19 protein-coding genes are annotated in these 18988 nt (G+C 63.3%); 13 read left to right on the top strand and 6 right to left on the bottom strand.

The features are described from left to right. Positions 1 to 15: 15 nt before the first annotated feature. Complete coding sequence (nucS, locus tag H9627_RS09415) at positions 16 to 708, top strand: endonuclease NucS (protein ID WP_035109476.1); 693 nt, start codon at positions 16 to 18, stop codon at positions 706 to 708. A gap of 10 nt (positions 709 to 718) precedes the next feature. Beyond that, a complete protein-coding gene (locus H9627_RS09410; RefSeq protein WP_191733789.1) occupies positions 719 to 1003 on the top strand; it encodes a hypothetical protein in 285 nt (94 codons plus the stop codon). A gap of 4 nt (positions 1004 to 1007) precedes the next feature. Here H9627_RS09410 and mce read toward each other — a convergent pair whose 3' ends face one another. Beyond that, on the bottom strand, positions 1008 to 1466 hold the full coding sequence (gene mce / locus H9627_RS09405) for a methylmalonyl-CoA epimerase (protein WP_191733788.1): 459 nt from the start codon (positions 1464 to 1466) through the stop codon (positions 1008 to 1010). 76 nt (positions 1467 to 1542) lie between these two features. On the opposite strand from mce, the gene H9627_RS09400 reads away from it, so the two are divergent. Beyond that, on the top strand, positions 1543 to 1851 hold the full coding sequence (locus H9627_RS09400) for a thiamine-binding protein (RefSeq protein WP_191733787.1): 309 nt from the start codon (positions 1543 to 1545) through the stop codon (positions 1849 to 1851). A gap of 6 nt (positions 1852 to 1857) precedes the next feature. After that, positions 1858 to 2817: a tetratricopeptide repeat protein gene (locus H9627_RS09395; protein WP_225213708.1), complete on the top strand. Its 960-nt coding sequence runs from the start codon at positions 1858 to 1860 to the stop codon at positions 2815 to 2817. Positions 2818 to 2888: 71 nt separating this feature from the next. On the opposite strand, the gene glgB is transcribed toward H9627_RS09395, so the two are convergent. Beyond that, positions 2889 to 5084, bottom strand: a complete 2196-nt coding sequence (gene glgB / locus H9627_RS09390) for a 1,4-alpha-glucan branching protein GlgB (RefSeq protein WP_191733785.1) — start codon at positions 5082 to 5084, stop codon at positions 2889 to 2891. Positions 5085 to 5174: 90 nt separating this feature from the next. Beyond that, positions 5175 to 7202 (bottom strand): alpha-1,4-glucan--maltose-1-phosphate maltosyltransferase, encoded by a 2028-nt coding sequence (locus H9627_RS09385; protein WP_191733784.1) that lies wholly within the window; start codon positions 7200 to 7202, stop codon positions 5175 to 5177. Positions 7203 to 7337: 135 nt separating this feature from the next. On the opposite strand from H9627_RS09385, the gene H9627_RS09380 reads away from it, so the two are divergent. From H9627_RS09380 to H9627_RS09350, 7 genes are all read left to right on the top strand, one after another. Then, positions 7338 to 8201, top strand: coding sequence for an ABC transporter ATP-binding protein (locus H9627_RS09380; protein WP_191733783.1), 864 nt, complete (start codon positions 7338 to 7340; stop codon positions 8199 to 8201). A gap of 65 nt (positions 8202 to 8266) precedes the next feature. Further along, the gene (locus H9627_RS09375) at positions 8267 to 9076 is read left to right on the top strand and encodes an NUDIX hydrolase (protein WP_191733782.1); all 810 of its coding nucleotides are present in this window, start codon (positions 8267 to 8269) and stop codon (positions 9074 to 9076) included. A gap of 24 nt (positions 9077 to 9100) precedes the next feature. Next, positions 9101 to 10279, top strand: a complete 1179-nt coding sequence (locus tag H9627_RS09370; RefSeq protein WP_191733781.1) for a THUMP-like domain-containing protein — start codon at positions 9101 to 9103, stop codon at positions 10277 to 10279. 171 nt (positions 10280 to 10450) lie between these two features. Next, positions 10451 to 11233, top strand: a complete 783-nt coding sequence (locus H9627_RS09365; RefSeq protein ID WP_191733780.1) for an electron transfer flavoprotein subunit beta/FixA family protein — start codon at positions 10451 to 10453, stop codon at positions 11231 to 11233. 47 nt (positions 11234 to 11280) lie between these two features. Further along, entirely contained in the window at positions 11281 to 12234 is a 954-nt protein-coding gene (locus H9627_RS09360) for an electron transfer flavoprotein subunit alpha/FixB family protein (RefSeq protein ID WP_191733779.1), read from the top strand. Between the two features lie 113 nt (positions 12235 to 12347). Beyond that, complete coding sequence (locus H9627_RS09355) at positions 12348 to 13472, top strand: cysteine desulfurase family protein (protein ID WP_191733778.1); 1125 nt, start codon at positions 12348 to 12350, stop codon at positions 13470 to 13472. 156 nt (positions 13473 to 13628) lie between these two features. After that, positions 13629 to 14090, top strand: a complete 462-nt coding sequence (locus H9627_RS09350) for a hypothetical protein (protein WP_191733777.1) — start codon at positions 13629 to 13631, stop codon at positions 14088 to 14090. A 151-nt stretch (positions 14091 to 14241) separates the two neighbouring features. On the opposite strand, the gene H9627_RS09345 is transcribed toward H9627_RS09350, so the two are convergent. The 3 genes from H9627_RS09345 to H9627_RS09335 are packed head-to-tail and all read right to left on the bottom strand — an operon-like array spanning position 14242 to position 16584. Further along, entirely contained in the window at positions 14242 to 14523 is a 282-nt protein-coding gene (locus tag H9627_RS09345) for a hypothetical protein (protein WP_191733776.1), read from the bottom strand. Beyond that, positions 14523 to 15404: a spermidine synthase gene (locus H9627_RS09340; protein ID WP_191733775.1), complete on the bottom strand. Its 882-nt coding sequence runs from the start codon at positions 15402 to 15404 to the stop codon at positions 14523 to 14525. The genes H9627_RS09345 and H9627_RS09340 overlap by 1 nt, the downstream gene beginning before the upstream one ends. Positions 15405 to 15438: 34 nt before the next feature. Then, positions 15439 to 16584 (bottom strand): ATP-binding protein, encoded by a 1146-nt coding sequence (locus H9627_RS09335; RefSeq protein WP_191733774.1) that lies wholly within the window; start codon positions 16582 to 16584, stop codon positions 15439 to 15441. Positions 16585 to 16790: 206 nt separating this feature from the next. Here H9627_RS09335 and mnmA point away from each other — a divergent pair, with 206 nt between their 5' ends. Both mnmA and H9627_RS09325 read left to right on the top strand, forming a co-directional pair. Continuing rightward, positions 16791 to 17888, top strand: a complete 1098-nt coding sequence (gene mnmA, locus H9627_RS09330) for a tRNA 2-thiouridine(34) synthase MnmA (RefSeq protein WP_191733773.1) — start codon at positions 16791 to 16793, stop codon at positions 17886 to 17888. Position 17889: 1 nt separating this feature from the next. Beyond that, positions 17890 to 18897: a uroporphyrinogen decarboxylase/cobalamine-independent methonine synthase family protein gene (locus tag H9627_RS09325; protein ID WP_191733772.1), complete on the top strand. Its 1008-nt coding sequence runs from the start codon at positions 17890 to 17892 to the stop codon at positions 18895 to 18897. Positions 18898 to 18988: the final 91 nt, after the last annotated feature.

Below are 18988 nucleotides of genomic sequence, written 5' to 3'. Positions count from 1 at the left end.
GGTTATTGTAGGGACATGCGTCTTGTCATTGCCCGTTGCTCAGTAGATTACATAGGCCGTCTGGAAGCCCATCTCCCGATGGCTGATCGCCTCCTGATGGTCAAGGCGGATGGGTCCGTCTCCATCCACGCCGATGACCGGGCCTACAAGCCCCTCAACTGGATGACACCCCCATGCACCCTCACCGAGACCCCCATCACCGATGAGGACGGCGAGGAGGTGGGTGTCCACCTCTGGGTGGTGGAGAACAAGAAGGGGGAGCAGCTGCGGATCACCGTGGAGAAGATCCACTCCGAGCTCTCCCATGATCTGGGTGTGGATCCCGGTCTGGTCAAGGACGGTGTGGAGGATCATCTGCAGGAGCTGCTCGCCGAACACATCACCACCCTCGGTGAGGGATACACCCTGGTGCGCCGGGAATACCCGACCGCGATCGGCCCCGTGGATATCCTGTGCCGGGATGCGGACGGCCAGACCGTAGCCGTGGAGATCAAACGTCGTGGCAATATCGACGGTGTGGAGCAGTTGAGCCGGTACCTGGAGCTGCTCAACAGGGATGAACTGCTCAAACCCGTCCAGGGGGTGTTCGCGGCCCAGGAGATCAAACCCCAGGCCCGTACCCTGGCGGAGGACCGCGGTATCCGCTGTGTCACCCTGGACTACCAGACCCTGCGGGGTATCGAATCCAACGAGCTCACGCTGTTCTAGGGGGACTCGAGTGGCACGCAGGAACAGAAGAATGAGAACCGCACCGCGCGAATTACCCCGCGACGGTGCGGCCTACTGGGGAACCCAGGTGCAGGACGGACCCCGGTGGGCCTTCGGTGAGCCCTATATGGTCCGTCAGATGGGCAGTTCAGCTGCCACGAAGTTCTACGTGTGCCCGGGATGCAATCAGAACATCCCCCCGGGAGTGGCCCATGTGGTGGCCTGGCCCCGGGATACCGGGGCCAGGGCCGACGACCGCCGGCACTGGCACAAGGCCTGCTGGGACAGGCGCTAGAACCCTACTTGGCGGGCTCTGTCAGTTCCAGCAGCACGCCACCGGCATCCTTGGGGTGGACGAAGTTGATGCGGGCGCCACCGGTGCCGATCTTCGGGGTGTCATAGAGCAGACGGATGTTCTGCTTGCGCAGGTAGTCGGACAGCTCATCGAGGTGGTGGGTGCGCAGGCACATCTGCTGCAGGCCCGGGCCCTTCTTCTCGATGAACTTGGCGATGGTGGATTCCTCATTCAGCGGGGCGAGCAGCTGGAGCATGCCATCGGTCTCGGTCATGTTCTTCGGGCCGACCATGGCCTCGGTCACGCCCTGTTCCTCGTTGGTCTCCTGGTGGTGGTTGACCCACCCGAATGCGCTGCGGTAGAACTCGACGGCTGCATCCAGATCGGGGACGGCGATGCCGACATGGTCGAGGCAGACGACGTACTCGTGGGGGATATCAATTGCTTGTGGGTTTTCAGTCATAGTCCACATTCTATTCCTGTGACCACACGCCTGCAGGAATAGGGCCGGTGTCGGTGATCACGGGTAATCTGGCATCATGCTCATCGCCTTTTCAGTTGCCCCAACCGTCACCGACAATCCCGACGCGGAGATGGCCGACGCCGTCACCGAGGCCATCCGTGTGGTCAGGGAATCAGGTCTGCCCAATGAGACCAACGCCATGTTCACGCTCATCGAGGGGGAGTGGGATGAGGTCTTCGACGTGGTCAAACGCGCCACGGAGGCCGTCTCCCGGGTGTCCCCTCGTACCTCCCTGGTGATCAAGGCGGATATCCGTCCCGGTTACACCAACACCCTCACCCGCAAGGTGGAAGCCGTGGAGGAACGTCTGTCCGGTGATCAGTAGAGTTGGATGGGACCATCCGCCGAGAACCAGAGAAAGAGTGTTGCAACCGTGACCACACCCGGCCGTCTTGCCAGTGGCGCCATTGATCTGGGCGAGGTGAAGGCCCGTGCCGAGGCCCGCCAGAAGAACCATGAGGCGGGACCCGCCTCCCATGGGATCGCCACGTCCATCACCGTCACGATGGACAATCTGGAAAATGAGGTGCTGCGCCGATCCACCCAGGTGCCCGTCATCGTCCTCATCGGCACCTCCCGCAGCCCCGATTCGGAACAGCTCAGGGCTGATTTCACCGCCCTGGCCGCCAACGCGGGGCTGTCCTTCATCTTCGCCTATATCGACGCCGACACCACACCTGATGTGGCCCAGGTCTTCGGGGTGCAGGGCCTGCCGACCACCATCGCGGTGGCCGCCGGACGGCCCCTGGCGGACTTCCAGGGAGGCCAGCCCGCCGAGGCCATCGAGCAGTGGGTCAATTCCGTCATCCAGGCCGTCGGCCCGCAGCTGGAGGGCCTGCCCGAGGGCGCCCCAGCCGCAGAGTCTGCCGAGCCGGAGGACCCGCGTCTCGACGCCGCCACCGACGCCCTCAACGCAGGCAACTTCGAGGAGGCGATCCGGATCTATGAGGAGATCCTCGCCGAGGAGCCGAAGAACGCCGAGATCAAGCAGGCCCGTGACACCGCCATGCTGATGAGCCGTCTGGGGTCCACCCCGGGGGACACGGATGTCATCGCCGAGGCCGACGCGGATCCCACCGATCCGGACAAGGCCTTTGCCGCGGCTGATGCAGAGATCGTGGCAGGTAACCCCGAGGCAGCCTTCAACCGGCTCATCGCACTCCTGACCCGTACCGCGGGCAAGGAGAAGGATACGGTGAAGAACCGCCTCATCGAACTGTTCGGTCTGTTCGATCCGACCGATCCCCGGGTGCTCAGCGCACGCGGGAGGATGGCCAGCGCCCTCTACTAGCCACACACATAAAAGACTGCCCCATGACCACCGACGTGGTCATGGGGCAGTCTTTTATGCCATCCGGGGGTTTAACCCTCCCAGACGTAGAACTGTGCACTCATCGCGGGGGAGTGCAGGGTGGTGGTGTAGGGGAAGCCATCCCGGTCGACCTTCTCCGCCTCGATGGTCTCGGGCAGCGGGTTGTTGGCACCGTGGTACTGCTCATCATCGGTGTTGAGCACCAGCCGCCAGGAGCCTCCACCGGAGACACCGACCTGGTACTCCGGCTGGGAGGTGCCGGAGAGGTTGAAGACACACAGTGCCTGGGAACCGTCGTCACCGTAACGGGTGAACACCAGGATGTTGTTGCTGGCATCATCGGCCTTGTTCCAGGTGAAGCCCTCACCGGAGAAATCCCGCTGGTGGAGCGCGGTGACCTCCTTGTAGGTGGAGTTGAGTTCACGGACAAGATCGGAAATACCCTCGTGGTATTCACCCTGCCAGCCCTCGACGACACCCCAGGGCAGTTCATGGCCCTCGGACCACTCGTCGCGCTGGCCCAGTTCCTGGCCCATGAACAGCAGCTTCTTACCCGGGTGTGCCCACATGTAGGCGAGCAGGGTGCGCATCCCGGCTGCCTTGTTCCAGGTGTCACCGGGCATGCGGTTCCACAGGGAACCCTTGCCGTGGACGACCTCGTCATGGGAGATCGGCAGGACGAAACGCTCCGAGAACGCATACACCAGGGAGAAGGTGAGCTCATTGTGATGGAAGGAGCGGTGGATCGGGTCATTGGAGAAGTACTCCAGGGTGTCGTTCATCCAGCCCATGTTCCACTTCAGGGAGAAGCCCAGGCCGCCGTCCCAGGTCGGTGCGGTGACACCGGGCCAGGAGGTGGATTCCTCGGCGATGGTCAGTGCACCCGGGTGCACACGTTGCACGGTGGCGTTCATCTCCTGGATGAACTGGACGGCCTCCAGGTTCTCGCGGCCACCGTAGACGTTGGGCTCCCACTCGCCGTGCTCACGGGAGTAGTCGAGGTAGAGCATGGAGGCCACGGCATCCACACGCAGGCCATCGACGTGGAATTCCTCCAACCAGTACAGGGCATTGGCGACGAGGAAGTTACGGACCTCATTGCGACCGAAGTCGAAGACGTAGGTGCCCCAGTCCTTCTGCTCACCGCGGCGCCAGTCTGGGTGCTCGTAGAGGGCCTGACCGTCGAACCTCGCCAGTGCCCAGTCATCCTTGGGGAAGTGGGCGGGCACCCAGTCGATGATCACGCCGATGCCACGGGTGTGGAAGGCGTCGATGAGCTTGCGCAGCTCATCAGGTGAGCCCCACCGGGAGGTGGGAGCGTAGTAACCGGTGACCTGGTAACCCCAGGAACCACCGAAGGGGTGTTCCGCGACCGGCATGAACTCCACATGGGTGTAGCCGAGGTCGGCGACATAGTCCACGAGCTCGGTGGCCAGATCGGCATAGGAGCGACCCCAGCGCCAGGAACCCAGATGCACCTCATAGACACTCATCGGGGTGCTGGCGGTGTCGATCTCCGCGCGCTTGTCCATCCACCCGGAGTCCTGCCACTGGTAGTCGGATTCCACCACGATGGATCCGGTTGCCGGTGGCAGTTCCGCCTGACGTGCCATGGGGTCGGCCTTGTCGCGACGGTGGCCCTCCCTGGTCTGGATGGCGAACTTATAGACCTCACCAGCTCCGATGTTGGGGATGAATAGCTCCCAGACACCGGAACCACCGAGGGACCGCATTGCGTGCTGGGAGGCATTCCACCCGTTGAAGCCACCGACCACGGCCACACCGATGGCATTGGGTGCCCACACCGCGAAGGCGGTGCCCCGGACCTGTCCCAGGGTGGTCTCGTAGGTCTTCACATTCGCACCGAGCACATCCCACAGGCGCTCGTGGCGACCCTCGGAGATGAGGTAGGTGTCCATCTCACCGAGGGTGGGCAGGAAGATATAGGGGTCGGCGGCGACCACGGGTTCCTGCTCCGGCCAGGTGACCCGCAGGCGGTAATCCAGGGGCTCCCGGTTGCCGAGCTTGATGGCGAAGATGTCATCACCGATGGGGTCCATGACGATCTGGGTATCACCCAGGACCAGCTCGACCTTCTCTGCGCCGATCTGGCGGGTGCGGACCACCGAACCGTCGGCGGTGGCGTGCCAACCATAGAAACCGTGGGGGTTGTGGTGGCGGCAATGGCGTAACCGGTTGAGATCCTCTTCGGGGATCAACAGGTCGTTCGCGGAAGCAGGGGTCATGACATTCGTCCTTATCGGGAAAAATCAAGGGGTATTCAGTGGGTTTGACTGTTTCGACGCTACCGCAGTTCGGGCGCCCGCGTACGGGATCTATGCGCGGTACTTGTCGATCTGGCGCCAGGCCAGACGCTCCCGACGCGCGGCCGGCAGCTCCGGGAGGACGAAGATGTGGGCGACATCCTTCAGTGGCTCCAGGCGGACGAAGTTGGTGGCACCCCAGGTGTAGGTGACCCCGGTGATCGCGTCGCGGACCTCGAATGTAGCGCCGGGTTCACGTCCCAGAGCGGTCAGATCCAGATGAACCGTGGCCTCACGGGCGGACCGCGGATCCAGGTTCACCACCACCAGGACGGTGTTGCCGGTGAGAGCATCGACCTTGGAGTAGACGATGATTTGATCATTGTCGGCCTCGTGGAAGTGGATGTTGCGCAGCTGCTGCAGCGCGGGATTGGCGCGACGGATCTGGTTGAGAGCGGTGAGATAGGGCTCGAGGGAATCGTTGGATTCCAGGGCGGCCTCGAAATCACGCGGACGCAGCTCGTACTTCTCGGAATCCAGGTACTCCTCGGAACCGGGCTTGACCGCCTGGTGCTCGAAGAGTTCATAACCTGAGTACACGCCCCACAGCGGGGACATGGTGGCGGCAAGCGCTGCGCGGATGGCGAACATTGCGCGACCTCCGTGCTGCAGGGAGGCGTGGAGAATGTCCGGGGTGTTGACGAACAGGTTCGGGCGGGAGATGTCAGCCATCTCGGCGATCTCAGTGGCGAACTCGGTGAGTTCCTCCTTGGAGACCTTCCAGGTGAAGTAGGTGTAGGACTGGGAGAAACCGATCTTGGCCAGGCCGTACAGACGCGCCGGGCGGGTGAAGGCCTCGGCGAGGAAGATGACATCGGGGTCGGTCTCGTGGATCTCGGAGATCAGCCACTGCCAGAAGTTGGCGGGCTTGGTGTGCGGGTTGTCCACGCGGAAGGTGGTCACCCCCAGGTCCACCCAGTACTTCACCACACGGTAGACCTCCTTGTAGATCTTCTCCGGGGCGTTGTCGAAGTTGATCGGGTAGATGTCCTGGTACTTCTTCGGGGGGTTCTCCGCATACGCGATGGTGCCGTCCGGCAGCACGGTGAAGAATTCCGGGTGCTCCTTCGCCCACGGGTGGTCGGGCGCGGCCTGCAGGGCGAGGTCGAGTGCGACCTCCAGGCCGAGTTCCTCGGCGCGCGCCAGCAGTTTCCTGAAGTCCTCCTCGGTGCCCAGCTGTGGGTGGATGGCGTCGTGGCCACCGTCCTTGGACCCGATTGCCCAGGGGGAGCCGACATCGTGGGCATCCGGGGTGAGGGAGTTGTTGCGGCCCTTGCGGTTGACCTCACCGATCGGGTGGATCGGTGGGAAGTAGACGGTGTCGAAGCCCATGGCTGCCACGCGGTCGAGTGCCTTTGCGGTGGTGTCGAAGGTGCCGTGGACGGGGTTGCCGTTGTCATCCCAACCACCGGTGGAGCGGGGGAACAGCTCGTACCAGGAGTTGACCAGAGCGTCGCGACGCTCGACCTTGACCTGCAGGTTCTCACCCCGGGTGAGCAGTTCACGCAGCGGGTAACGCTCCAGCAGCTGCATGGTCTCCCCGGAGATACCCGGGGCGACGCGGGCGCGGAGATTACCGTCACCACGCAGGGAGGCCGCGACGTCGAGAAGCGTTTTGCGCTCACCGTCGGGCAGGTTCTCGGCGGCGCGCTCGAACAGGAGCGCACCGTGCTCGAGGTCATTGTAGAGCTCGCTGGCGGACTGGCCGGCCTCGATCTTGGTGGTCACGGCGTGGCGCCAGGTGGCCATCGGATCGGACCAGGCATCCACGCGGAAGGTCCAGGTGCCGGGGACATCGGGGACGAAGAAGGCGTTGACCTGGTCCTGGTTGCCGGGGGTCTGCCGCATGGGGATCTGGATCGGCTCGGCGGCCACGGAGGATTCCGTCGGGCCCTGGACGTTCAGCGTCGCGGAGATGGCGTCATGGCCCTCGCGCCAGGCGATCGCCGAGACAGGCACGATCTCACCGACCACCGCCTTCGCCGGGTTCTTATCTAGAAGCTGGGGGCGAACATCATCGATACCGAGACGACCAGTCACAGTTTTCTCCTCATTAGCGGTGCAGATTCAACACGGACTTGAAACAGGCGACGGGGGTGGTGATCACCCCGGCCGAACCCTGCCAAAATCTTATCCGAGCTGTGTCAGTTCCACACGGGACCGCGGAAATCGGACATGATGGAAGATGTGAATGACGCTGCGACTGAACTTCAAGAGGATTACAACGAGGATCTCCTCATCGACTTCCGGGGTGTGACCTTCACCCGTGATAACCGGAACCTCGTCGGCCCCGTCGACTGGCAGGTCGAACTGGATGAGCGCTGGGTGATCATCGGACCCAACGGCGCGGGCAAGACCACCCTGATCCGCATGGCCGCTGCCGAGGAGTTCCCCTCCGCCGGCCACGCCCGCATCATGGGCGAAGTGGTGGGCAAGACCGATATGCGCGATCTGCGCGGCATGATCGGTGTGAGCTCCTCCGCCCTGGGCAACCGCATCCCCGGGGACGAGAAGGTCAGTGACCTGGTGGTGTCCGCCGGTTACGCCATCCTCGGTCGCTGGCGCGAGGAGTACAGCGAGATGGACTTCAACCAGGCCACGGAGATTCTCGAGCGGGTCGGCGCGCTCCACCTCGGTGACCGCACCTGGGGCACCCTGTCCGAGGGTGAACGAAAACGCGTGCTCGTTGCGCGTGCACTGATGATCAACCCCGAGCTGCTCATCCTCGATGAACCGGCCGCCGGCATGGATCTGGGTGGGCGTGAGGATCTGGTCAACTACCTCGGTGAACTGGCCCTGGATCCGGATGCCCCGGCGATCGTCATGATCACCCACCATGTTGAGGAGATCCCCACCGGCTTCACCCACGCACTGCTGCTGGATGAGGGCGAGATCGTCGCCCAGGGCCTCATCGACCAGGTGCTTACCGACGAGAACCTGTCCAAGACCTTCCACCAGCCGATCCAGGTGGATCGCATCGGTGACAGGTACTTCGCCCGGCGTGTGCGTCGTGCCCGCACGCGTCGCGCCAAGAACTGAATATAAACCGGCGGGGTGGTTTTCCTAAACTTGTTCATGGTTGATCGAGAAAGTGTGGTGCAGGCATGGTGATGGAGGGGTTGGGTGGCCGCAGACTGGCCGCCACGGTGCTGCTGGTCCGGGATGGGCACTTTGAGGGACAACCGACGCTCGAGGTCTACATCCAGGAGCGGATGCCCACCATGCCACACTTTCCCCGCGCCACGGTCTTTCCCGGTGGTGGTGTGGATCCGCGTGACTTCCCGGACTTCTCCGCGGGACACAGCCCTGATATCTGGAAAGGCCCGGATGCGCTGGAGTGGGCGGGGCGACTGGGCACCAGCCCGGAGGTCGCCTATGCGCTCGTCTTTGCCGCGGTGCGCGAACTCTTTGAGGAGGCGGGCACCCTGCTGGCCGAGCACCGCGATGCCGGTGAGCTGGTCCAGGACGCCAGCCGCTACCACTCCTACCGGGCCAAGCTGGAACGCCATGAGATCTCTCTGACCGAGATGCTCACCCAGGAGAAACTGGTCATCCGCACTGATCTCATCGTGCCGTTTGCCCGCTGGGCCAGCCCCGAGGGGGACAAGGCACGGTTTGATACTTTCTCCTTCGTCGCCGTTGAACCAGACGGACAGCACGCGGACGGCAATACCCGGGAGGCATCCTCCACCGGGTATTTCCCACCCGATCTCGTCCTGGAGGGGTGGCGCGCCGGGTTGTTGCGACTGGTCATCCCGACTTGGGCGTCACTGTATGAACTGTCCCAATTCTCGAGTACCGCCGAACTCATGGATCGGATCGAGGACTTCGATATGACCCCGGTGGTCGATGATGCCGTGCACAATCCCCGCTACCGGGAATTCTACGAACTGCACCGGGTCGAACGCTTCTGACCTCGCACCCCATAGACTGGGGTAATGAGTTTCAACGCTGATGAGGTGCGCTTCCTCATCGACCACCTCCCCGATATCGATGCCGCCACGCGTGATCTGGCGCTGACGAAGAAGACCATGATCTCCGATGTGGCTGCGCTGCGTGCCCGCTTCGGTGAGCACGGCAGGGCGGTGGCGGAACTGGCCGGGGCGCGTCGTTCCGCGGAGGGCAAACTCCCCGGTGACTGGCTGATGTGCCATGATTCCGCCCAGCAGGCCACCCCGATGCAGGTCTCCGAGGTGAGGGCACAGCGTCTGGTGGCGGCCCTGGGGGAGGGGGCCACCGCCGTGGATGTCACCTGCTCCATCGGTACAGAGGGACATGCTGTCGGGCAGGTCGGCATGGGGTATATCGGTTCCGACCTCGACCACGCACGCCTGTTGATGGCGAGATACAACCTGGGTGGGGGCGTCGACAAGCACTCGCCGCACCTGCTGCGTGCCGACGCCCTGGCACCCGCGGTGACCGGCGCCGACGTGATCATCGCCGACCCTGCACGCCGGGCGGGCGGGCGACGAATCACCGACCCAGCCCAGCTGCTGCCCCCGCTGCCAGATCTGCTCACCGCGTGGGAGGGCCATGCGATGGCGGTTAAATGCGCGCCCGGCCTGGACTTCTCCGGGTGGACCGGCCTGGTCAGCCTGGTCAGTGTTGATGGTGGGGTGAAAGAGGCCTGTCTGTACACCCCTGATCTGGCCGATGGGGAGACCCGCGAGGCGGTGATCATGCGCGGAACCCGGACAGACCGGATCACCGACACGCTCGACGATGCGCCCGGCGAGCAGCTAGCACGCGAACCGGGGGAGTTCATCATCGACCCGGACGGTGCCGTGGTGCGCGCCGGGCTGGTGCGCCACTATGCGGTGCGTGAGGGGCTGTGGATGCTGGATGAGCGCATCGCGTATCTGACCGGTAATCAGATCCCCGCTGGCACCAGCGGGTTCCGGTTTATCGAGCAGGTACCCCTGAAGAGGCTGAAAGGTGCTCTGGCTGCACACGGGGCGGGGTCCCTGGAGATCCTCGTGCGGGGTGTGGATGTGGATCCCGACCAACTGCGGAAGAAGCTGGGTTTGAAGGGGGACCAGGCGATGGCCGTGGTGATCACCCGCATCGGTTCCGCCGGAGTGGCACTGGTGTGTGGCGCCCGCGAATGGAACGGGTGAATCTCACATTGTGCAACGCGCAGGACTTTAGATAGTCTGGATTGAATAGACTGTTCTGTCTAGGGCGGGCAGGGGTGATGGATTGTCCTGCGGGGTGACCGGAACCGTCCGCGTACCATGGCCGGAGAGTTTGAATTCTTCCTGAGAGCAACTGTTGAAAGGTGAGTGTGGATGTCCACAATCGTGGTGCTGGTGAAAAACGTTCCAGACACGTGGTCAAAGCGGACCCTGGAGGCCGACTTCACCCTCGATCGTGAGGGCGTTGACGAGGTCCTGGATGAGATCAACGAGTTCGCACTCGAACAGGCTCTGCGGCTCCGGGAGGCCAACCCGGGGCACAAGGTGGTGGCACTGTCCGCCGGCCCTGAATCCGCTGATGAGGCACTGCGCAAGGCCCTGTCCATGGGTGCGGATGAGGCCATCCTGCTCACCGATGAGGCACTGGCGGGTTCCGATCTGCTGGGCACCGCCTGGGCGTTGAACAACGCGATCAACACCATCCCGGATGTCTCCCTCATCGTTGCGGGTTCTGCCTCCTCCGATGGTTCCATGGGTGCGCTGCCGGGTGTGCTGGCCGAGTACCGCCAGGTGCCTGCACTGACCGGACTGTCCAGGGTGGCCATTGAAGGTGCTGACGTGACCGGCACCCGTGTGGATCACCGGGGCAGCTTCGAGCTCAAGGCCGCACTGCCCGCGGTTGTCTCCATCACCGACAAGGCCGACAAGCCCCGTTTCCCGAACTTCAAGGGCATCATGGCCGCCAAGAAGGCCACCATCGCGCGCCTCAACCTGGCGCAGATCGGTGTCACCCCGGAGCAGGTCGGCCTGGCCCACGCGGCAACTGCCGTGACTGCCGCCTCCGAGCGCCCGGCACGTACCCGCGGTGAAGTCATCAGCTCCGGGGATGCCGCGGCACGGATCGCCGAGCACCTGGCCGCCGACAACGTGATCTAGTTCCAACCCGATCAACAACCCGTCAAATCCTGTAGGAGAAACGTTTCATGTCTACTGCTTATGTATTGGTAGAGCAGAACAACGGTCAGCTGGATCACGTCACCGCTGAACTGATCACCGCAGCCCGCGTGCTCGGTGAGGTCACCGCCGTGGTGGTCGGTGGACCCGGCACCGGCCAGGGCCTGGCCGCCGAGCTCGGTGCCCTGGGTGCTGCCGTGGTCGTGGTGGCTGAGTCCCCGTCCGTGTCCGAGCGCCTGGTCCTGCCCGAGGTGGATGCCCTCCACATCGTGGCAGCCCACAACCCGGGCCCGATCGTGCTGTCCGCCAACCTCGGTGGCAACGAGATCGCGGGTCGCCTCGCGGCCCGCCTGGCCTCCGGTGTGCTGTGCGATGTTGTCGGTATCAACGCCGACCGCACCGCCGACCAGTCCATCTTCGGTGACACCATCCAGGTGTCCGCGGCCGTGGGTGGCGCGTCCCCGATCTACACCCTGCGTGCCGGTGCCGTCGCCGGTGAGCCGGTCGCTGCTGCCGGCACCCTCCAGACCCTGGAGCTGCCCGCCGCCACCGCCAAGGACGTCACCGTGGTGTCCGCCACCGCGGCCGAGCGTGGCGACCGCCCCGAGCTGCCCCAGGCCAAGGTGGTCATCGCCGGTGGTCGTGGTGTGGGTTCCGCCGAGAACTTCAAGACCGTTCTGGAGCCGCTTGCCGACGCCCTCGGTGCCGCCGTGGGTGCCACCCGCGACGCCGTCGACCTCGGCTACTACCCGGGCGAGTACCAGATCGGCCAGACCGGTGTGACCGTCTCCCCGGATGTCTACATCGGCTTCGGTATCTCCGGCGCGATCCAGCACACTTCCGGTATGCAGACCGCCAAGAAAGTCATCGTGGTCAACAACGACGAGGACGCCCCCATCTTCGACATCGCCGATCTCGGTGTGGTGGGAGACCTCTTCGATGTTGCTCCTGCGCTGCTTGAGGAGATCAACAAGCGCAAGTAGGATCACGTACCGAATAAACATGGGCCCGACGGTGTTGTCACTGTCGGGCCCTTGTTGATCCATCTCCCATCACAAGCCGAAGCAAAAACTGAAGCAAGAACCGAAGAAGGACCGTGGATACTTTCTACCTCGACCATGCCGCCACCACCCCGATGCGGGCCATCGCCGCCGACACCTGGATGGAGCATGCCCAGGCACTCAACCCGGGTGGTCAGTACGGCTCGGGACGCAGGGCGCGCAGCGTGGTGGATACGGCCCGCGAGGAGATCGCCGCGCTGCTGGGCTGTGAGCCCATCGAGGTCATCTTCACCGCCTCCGGCACCGAGGCCGACAACCTCGCCATTCAGGGCCTGTACCGGGCATCGCCGATGAACCGGATCGTGTCCACCCCGATCGAGCATCCCGGCATCCTGGAAACGGTCAAGGCTCTCGGGATTGAGGGGGCGCAGGTGGAGCTGCTGCCGGTGGGTGGTGATGGTCGTGTCTCATCCTTCGAGGCGTTGGCCCAACCCGCCGCGGTGGCGACGATGATGTGGGCGAATAATGAAACCGGTGCAATCCAGCCGGTGGAACAGTTCATCGCCGCGGCGGGGGAGACACCCACACACATCGACGCCGTGCAGGTGGTGGGTCATCTGCCGGTGGACTTCCATGCCCTGGGCGCGACCACGCTGGCGGCATCCGCGCACAAGTTCGGCGGACCCCGGGGCGTGGGTCTGCTCCTGGCCCGTCGCTCCCCGGCACCGTCTGCCGTGTTACATGGCGGTGGACAGGAACGCGGCATCCGCCCCGGTACCCTCGACGTCGCCGGTGCGGCCGCCACGGCAGCGGCGCTGCGTGAGGCGGTGGCCGAGGTCGACACCGAGCTCGCCCGCCTCAGCGCCCTCCGCGACAGGCTTTACGACGGCATCCTGTCCCTGATCGACAACGTCCTGGTCCACACCACTGAGCCCGCGTTGCCGGGACACCTGCACCTGTCCTTCCCCGGCGCGGAGGGGGACAGCCTGATCATGCTCTTTGACTCCATGCGCATCGAGGCCTCCACAGGATCCGCCTGTTCCAACGGCGTCAACCGCGCCAGCCATGTGCTGCTGGCGATGGGTATCACTGAGTCCGATGCCCGTGGAGCCATCCGATTCACCTTGGGACGCACCACCACTGAATCAGACGTGGATGCGGTACTCGCTGTGATCGCTGATGTGGTTGCCCGTGCCAGAACCGCAGGACTGGCGTTTTAATACGTGGGGGTGTCCCTATGTTTTTGTCAAGAGGTAGTCACTGACACGAAGCCACAGCTCCCGGATGTGACACCATGGGCAATAAAACCGGCAGTACAACTTCTGCTAAGTAGTAGAAGTGATTGAGAACGTTCTGTTCAGTTAGAGGAAAAGCTCATGTCTGAAAAAGTTTATGCTGTCTATCGTCGACGCATTCCCTACATTGGAGTAGTTCCATATGAGGCATCTCGTCGTGATGTAATTTGTGCGCTTTTTGGGACAGAAGCTGAGGTAAAAGGATTGGAACAACAGGCGAGAGAGATTGGTTATGAGCTCTGGTGGGAGGAAATCGCAATCTCTGATGCAACAGACCCAGCACACCTCCCTTCCACCGTATTTATAGTTTTTCAAGGTGGATATGAGCAAGCTGCCCCTGATGCTCTTGAGTTTTCTAACCCAGTTGGCATAGTCGCAGCTTTCGACCTCGATGGTGCTGAGGCGGCTGTACGCCGACACCACCAAAGTGACAGTTTGGACATATGGAAGCTTCCCATCCCCTGGCAGAGTCCTTTCGCATTGCACCCGTTTACTAAGAAGCATGTGGATGGAGGTAATCCCGATTATGAATACTCTCTGTAGCGTTGTGGTGGTGCGTTAGGGAATCATATTGCGCAACGAAAAAGAGAAATAGAGGAAGCATTATGCGGTAACTGGATACTGCTGCACTACGTAAATCAGGCTGGATATTCTTTCCCCGGAAGCTTTCGTGTTAGGGAAGCCTAGTTAATGCCTAGCTGCTGGTACCGAAGAACACATAGGAAATAACCGGACCCACAGCATCGAAGGCATGGCAGGCAATCTGTTGCGGCAGGGGATAGGTGGTGCAATCCACCACCTCATAGGTACCCAGGATTGATTCCCTGAAACCGGTGATGTCCTGGAGAAACTTGAGCTCCTGCGCATAGCTGGAGCCGGTAGAGGTCATTGGAGCGGGCTGATTCGCCTGAGCTGGAAACATAAGGACGGTGCCCGCCACCACCGTACTGAGCAGTGCTTTAGTGAGAATACGCATCACTCAACCGTAGTGTCTGCCACCTCATCGCGCCTGGGGTGTGCGCCGCTGGCGAAGCGGCGCACCCAGGCTTCGTCCTTATAGTGGGCCGGCACACCGCCGCCGAGTAACTCCCGGGTGATGGCTGCTGCCTGGGGCGAGTGGGCGTCGAAAAGCTCCCGGTCGGAACCGAAGAGGATGATGTTGCCGTAGCGGCGTCCCTTGAGCATCGGGGGATCGGCGATGACCGCGACGTGGTCGAAGACCTCCATCATCCCGGCGAGCTCGCTCTTGGCACCGCGCAGATCGGAGTGGTCGCCGCAGTTGGAGACATACAGCCCGCCCGGCGCGAGGCCGCGGTGGCAGTGTTCGAAGAATTCCACGGTGGTCAGGTTGTCCGGGGTGACGGCGCCGGCGAAGGCATCGCGGATGATGATGTCACGACTGGCCGGGGTGAAGGCTTCGGCGACTACGCGGGCGTCATCGACACGGATCTTCACCCGGGGTGCACGGGGGATGTCGAACCATTCCCGGGCCAGGCGGGCGAGTTCCCCGTCGAGTTCGACGACGGTGTTGCGTGACTGCGGGTAGACGTCCGCGAAGTAGCGTGCCATGGTGCACGCCCCGCCACCGAGGTGGGTGATGCGGAGCTTGTCGGTGTCCAGGAATTGATCGGCGAAGGCCTGGGTACCGGTGGCGATCCAGCGCATGTACTCAAACACCAGGGCCCGGGGTTCTCCGAGGACGATATGGGAGCTGGGGACACCGTTGACACTGATGAGCCAACCGTCGGTGGTGTAAAAATCTGGTTGGAGCTCGATGAGGGAGTACTCGCCCGCATAGCTGCCGGCGACGGGGTTGGCATTGGTGATGTCGGGGGAGGTGTTGCGTTTACGGGCCACGGTGTGGGGTGTGTTCTTTCTGTCCGGGTGGGTGCTAGAGCGGGCGGTGCTGTGGGTTGGCCAGCAGATGTTCGCGCATATAGGGCAGCACGAAGTTGAGATAGCCGTACTTCGGGACGGCCAATAGACCGCGGCGCAGCAGCTGTCGACGCTGCACAGACAGGGCGTTGGGCTTGACTTTCATCAGTGCGGCGATGTCGCCGGTGGCCACCATCTCACCGTTGTCGGATAATTCGGCAATGGCATAGAGGATAGTCAACTCACCGTCGGGAACAGAATGCAGCGATGGTTCATGCACCTGCATGCCCATGCGGCGGATGACCTCATCGCGCACGGACTCCACCTGCCTGGTAGTGATGTGGTCTGTCTTATCCAGGGTCGCGCGGGCCCACGCCAGGGAACCGGTCAGCTGCATGGAGTAGGGATAACCGACGCTGATGTGGGCAGCCAGCTCGGCGGCGTCCTGATCGATGTTGCGACCACCGGCGGTGGTGGTCTCGAGGAACATCGCCACCGAATCGGCGTGATCAACCTCGCCCAGGTGGATGCGCTCAGCACGCCGGAGGAAGGTGGTGCCCTCGTGTTGCAGCAGCCTCTCAACGCCTTCTGGAAGGCCGGCAGCCACCATGGCGATATCGAAGTCATCGCGCAGCAGATCCTGCACGGCGGTGGCCAGTTCGTGGAGGTGGTTGATATCCGCGCTCTGGAGTTCATCGAGGGTGATGAGGATGCCCGATGCGCGCTGACGGAGGATGGTGGCCAGTTCCCGGAGCCGGGAGATCAGAGTCGGGGTGGGATGGGAATGATCGGGATCGGCGGCGGTGGTGATCTGTCCGATACCCGAGATGGAGACACCGGTGAGCATCCGCTTGTCACCGGGCCCTGTCTGCTCCCGGATGGCTTCGGGCAGGGTGGTGTTGGTCAGCGTGTCCAGCATGGAGGAGTCAGGATAGACACGCAGCTTTACCCACCCCTGTGCGGCGGCGGCGTCCTCGAATTCATTGAGCATGACGGTTTTTCCCATGCCACGTGCACCGGAGATGAGCAGGGCCCGGAAGGGACTGCCGGGTCCCTCGGCCAGGCCCAGGGTGAAGGATTCGAGCAGGGAATCACGGCCTGCCAGGATCGTGGGGGAGACGCCGAAGGTGGGGCGGAAGGGGTTGGCTCTGGTGGGGTGCATGGTGATCCTCCGGAGATGGTTTTTAGATCTATAAGAAGTGTAGCGTCTTTTTAGATCTTTAAGAAGTGGCTGGGCGGTTTAGATCCGGTAGAACTGCGCGCGCCTAGCCGGTAATTGTGGCTTTCGGGGAACACAAAGATACGCTACGAGGTTGAACAACGGTGACATGGCCTTTGATGGCCGGGATGACAACACGAGGGGAGATCATGCGGGTTCTCGCAGCAATGAGTGGAGGCGTTGATTCCGCGGTGGCGGCATCACGCGCGGTGGCAGCAGGCCATGAGGTGGTCGGGGTGCACCTCGCCCTGTCCCGGGATCCGCAGAGCGTGCGTGAATCCTCCCGTGGTTGCTGCTCCCTGGAGGACTCCGCCGATGCCCGCCGTGTCTGCGACAAGCTCGGTATCCCGTTCTACGTGTGGGACTTCTCCGACAGGTTCAAGGAGGATGTCATCGATGACTTCATCGACTCCTATGCCATCGGCGAAACCCCCAACCCCTGCCTGCGCTGCAACGAGAAGATCAAGTTCGCAGCCTTGCTTGAGCGTGGTATCGCGCTGGGTTTCGACGCTGTGGTCACCGGCCACTACGCCCGCCTGACCCAGCCCGCCGATGGCGGCGACGGCTACCTGCGCCGTGGCGTGGACATGAACAAGGACCAGTCCTATGTTCTGGGTGTCCTCGGCGCGCATGAGATCGCCCACTGCATGTTCCCAGTCGGTGACACCGTCAAGCCCGAGATCCGCGAGGAGGCCGCCGCCTCCGGGTTCTCCGTGGCCAAGAAGCCGGATTCCTATGACATCTGCTTCATCCCCGACGGCAACACCCAGGCGTTCCTGGGCAGGCACATCGGTCTGCGCCCGGGCATGATCGTCGACCGGGAGGGCACCACCCTGCGTGAGCATGCCGGCGTGCATGAATTCACCATCGGTCAGCGCAAGGGACTTGACATCAAGGAACCCGCCACTGATGGCCGCCCCCGCTACGTCACGGATATCGATGCCGCCACCGGCACCGTCACTGTCGGTTCTCGGGAGGATCTGGAGGTCGGGGTCATCCACGCCGACCGCCTGAAATTCCTCCACCCCGCCATGGACGGCGAGCTCGACTGCGAGGTCCAGGTGCGTGCCCACGGAGGCGTCGTCAAGTGTCACGCGCGCATCGACCGCACCGCCGACACCATGCGCCTCGACCTCGCCGAGCCCCTCTCTGGCGTGGCCCGTGGCCAGGCCGCGGTGCTCTACCTGCCCGACCCGGACGGGGACATTGTCCTAGGGTCCGGCACGATCTGCGGCACGGAGGCATAACATGGCCGCCTACGGTCTGGGGGAACTCCCCGGCACCTCGATTACGGAGGCCGCCGACATCATCCAGGGCGAAACCGGTGACCTGCTGCACCTGCCGCAGCTGCCCTCCCGCGGCCTGGGTGCCGACGCGATCGGTCGGAGCGTGGGGCTTATCGACGCCCTCACCGTCGCACGTGGTGCCCGTTCCTGGGTCCTCAGCGCCCGCCCGAGCCGACTGACACACCGGACGCGCGACTATCTCAGCATGGATCTGGACACCTGTGAAGAGGTCTGGGGCACCTCCCAGGACCACATCAAGATCCAGGTGGTCGGCCCCTGGACCCTCGGCGCACGCATCGAACTGCCCAACGGGCACCGTGTGCTCACCGACCGCGGTGCCATGCGTGATCTCACCGGGGCACTCATCCTGGGTATTCAGGAGCATGCCGCGGATGTATCACGGCGGTTCCGCGCGCAGGTGTCCGTCCAGATCGATGAGCCGGATCTGGCGGCCATCGCTGCCGGCAGGCTGGAGGGTACCTCCACTTTCGACACGATCCGGGCGGTCAACGCCGCTGATATCACCGAACGCCTGAGTGGTGTGTTCGACGCCGTGCGCGGTGAGGGGATCGAACACACCTACCTCAACCTCACCGGACAGACACCCCTGTGGGAGGTAGCCAGGGGAGCGGGCGCCGAAACGGTTCAGGTGACCCTGGACCGCGTGACGGGTAATGAGCAGCTCGACGGTTTCGGGGAGACGATCACCGGAGGCGTGCGCATCGGCCTGGGCATCACGGGTCCGGAGGACCGGGTGGATGAACTGCAGGAATTGCCCCGCGTGCGCGCCGTTGAGGCGGCCAGGTTCTTCGATCACCTCGGGGTGGACCGCGCCCATCTGGTGGACCGGGTGGATGTGCATCCGCGCATGGGTTTTGGGGCTGGAGGCGAGTTGGTTTCTGCTGCTCAGGCCTATCGAATGGCCCGTGTGGTGGCGGGGATGCTGGAAAAGGATTCCGGGGACCTGTAGGGGCATATGCCCTGGTCACGCCGGTCGGGGGCACCCGGTGTCCGGGGCGTGTTCTAGGGTGGATTAGAACAAGTGAACGAACCATGGTTGC

This window comes from Corynebacterium gallinarum (assembly GCF_014837045.1).
Taxonomy (GTDB): domain Bacteria; phylum Actinomycetota; class Actinomycetes; order Mycobacteriales; family Mycobacteriaceae; genus Corynebacterium; species Corynebacterium gallinarum.
This window is presented reverse-complemented; position numbering and strand designations above follow the sequence as displayed.

What these genes read in the sequence shown, in the direction of transcription:
- nucS (WP_035109476.1), top strand. Translation starts at nt 16, where the DNA reads ATGCGTCTTGTCATTGCCCGTTGCTCAGTAGATTACATAGGCCGTCTG.
- mce (WP_191733788.1), bottom strand. Translation starts at nt 1,466, where the DNA reads ATGACTGAAAACCCACAAGCAATTGATATCCCCCACGAGTACGTCGTC.
- H9627_RS09400 (WP_191733787.1), top strand. Translation starts at nt 1,543, where the DNA reads ATGCTCATCGCCTTTTCAGTTGCCCCAACCGTCACCGACAATCCCGAC.
- H9627_RS09395 (WP_225213708.1), top strand. Translation starts at nt 1,858, where the DNA reads ATGGGACCATCCGCCGAGAACCAGAGAAAGAGTGTTGCAACCGTGACC.
- glgB (WP_191733785.1), bottom strand. Translation starts at nt 5,084, where the DNA reads ATGACCCCTGCTTCCGCGAACGACCTGTTGATCCCCGAAGAGGATCTC.
- H9627_RS09380 (WP_191733783.1), top strand. Translation starts at nt 7,338, where the DNA reads ATGATGGAAGATGTGAATGACGCTGCGACTGAACTTCAAGAGGATTAC.
- H9627_RS09375 (WP_191733782.1), top strand. Translation starts at nt 8,267, where the DNA reads ATGGTGATGGAGGGGTTGGGTGGCCGCAGACTGGCCGCCACGGTGCTG.
- H9627_RS09370 (WP_191733781.1), top strand. Translation starts at nt 9,101, where the DNA reads ATGAGTTTCAACGCTGATGAGGTGCGCTTCCTCATCGACCACCTCCCC.
- H9627_RS09365 (WP_191733780.1), top strand. Translation starts at nt 10,451, where the DNA reads ATGTCCACAATCGTGGTGCTGGTGAAAAACGTTCCAGACACGTGGTCA.
- H9627_RS09360 (WP_191733779.1), top strand. Translation starts at nt 11,281, where the DNA reads ATGTCTACTGCTTATGTATTGGTAGAGCAGAACAACGGTCAGCTGGAT.
- H9627_RS09350 (WP_191733777.1), top strand. Translation starts at nt 13,629, where the DNA reads ATGTCTGAAAAAGTTTATGCTGTCTATCGTCGACGCATTCCCTACATT.
- H9627_RS09345 (WP_191733776.1), bottom strand. Translation starts at nt 14,523, where the DNA reads ATGCGTATTCTCACTAAAGCACTGCTCAGTACGGTGGTGGCGGGCACC.
- H9627_RS09335 (WP_191733774.1), bottom strand. Translation starts at nt 16,584, where the DNA reads ATGCACCCCACCAGAGCCAACCCCTTCCGCCCCACCTTCGGCGTCTCC.
- mnmA (WP_191733773.1), top strand. Translation starts at nt 16,791, where the DNA reads ATGCGGGTTCTCGCAGCAATGAGTGGAGGCGTTGATTCCGCGGTGGCG.
- H9627_RS09325 (WP_191733772.1), top strand. Translation starts at nt 17,890, where the DNA reads ATGGCCGCCTACGGTCTGGGGGAACTCCCCGGCACCTCGATTACGGAG.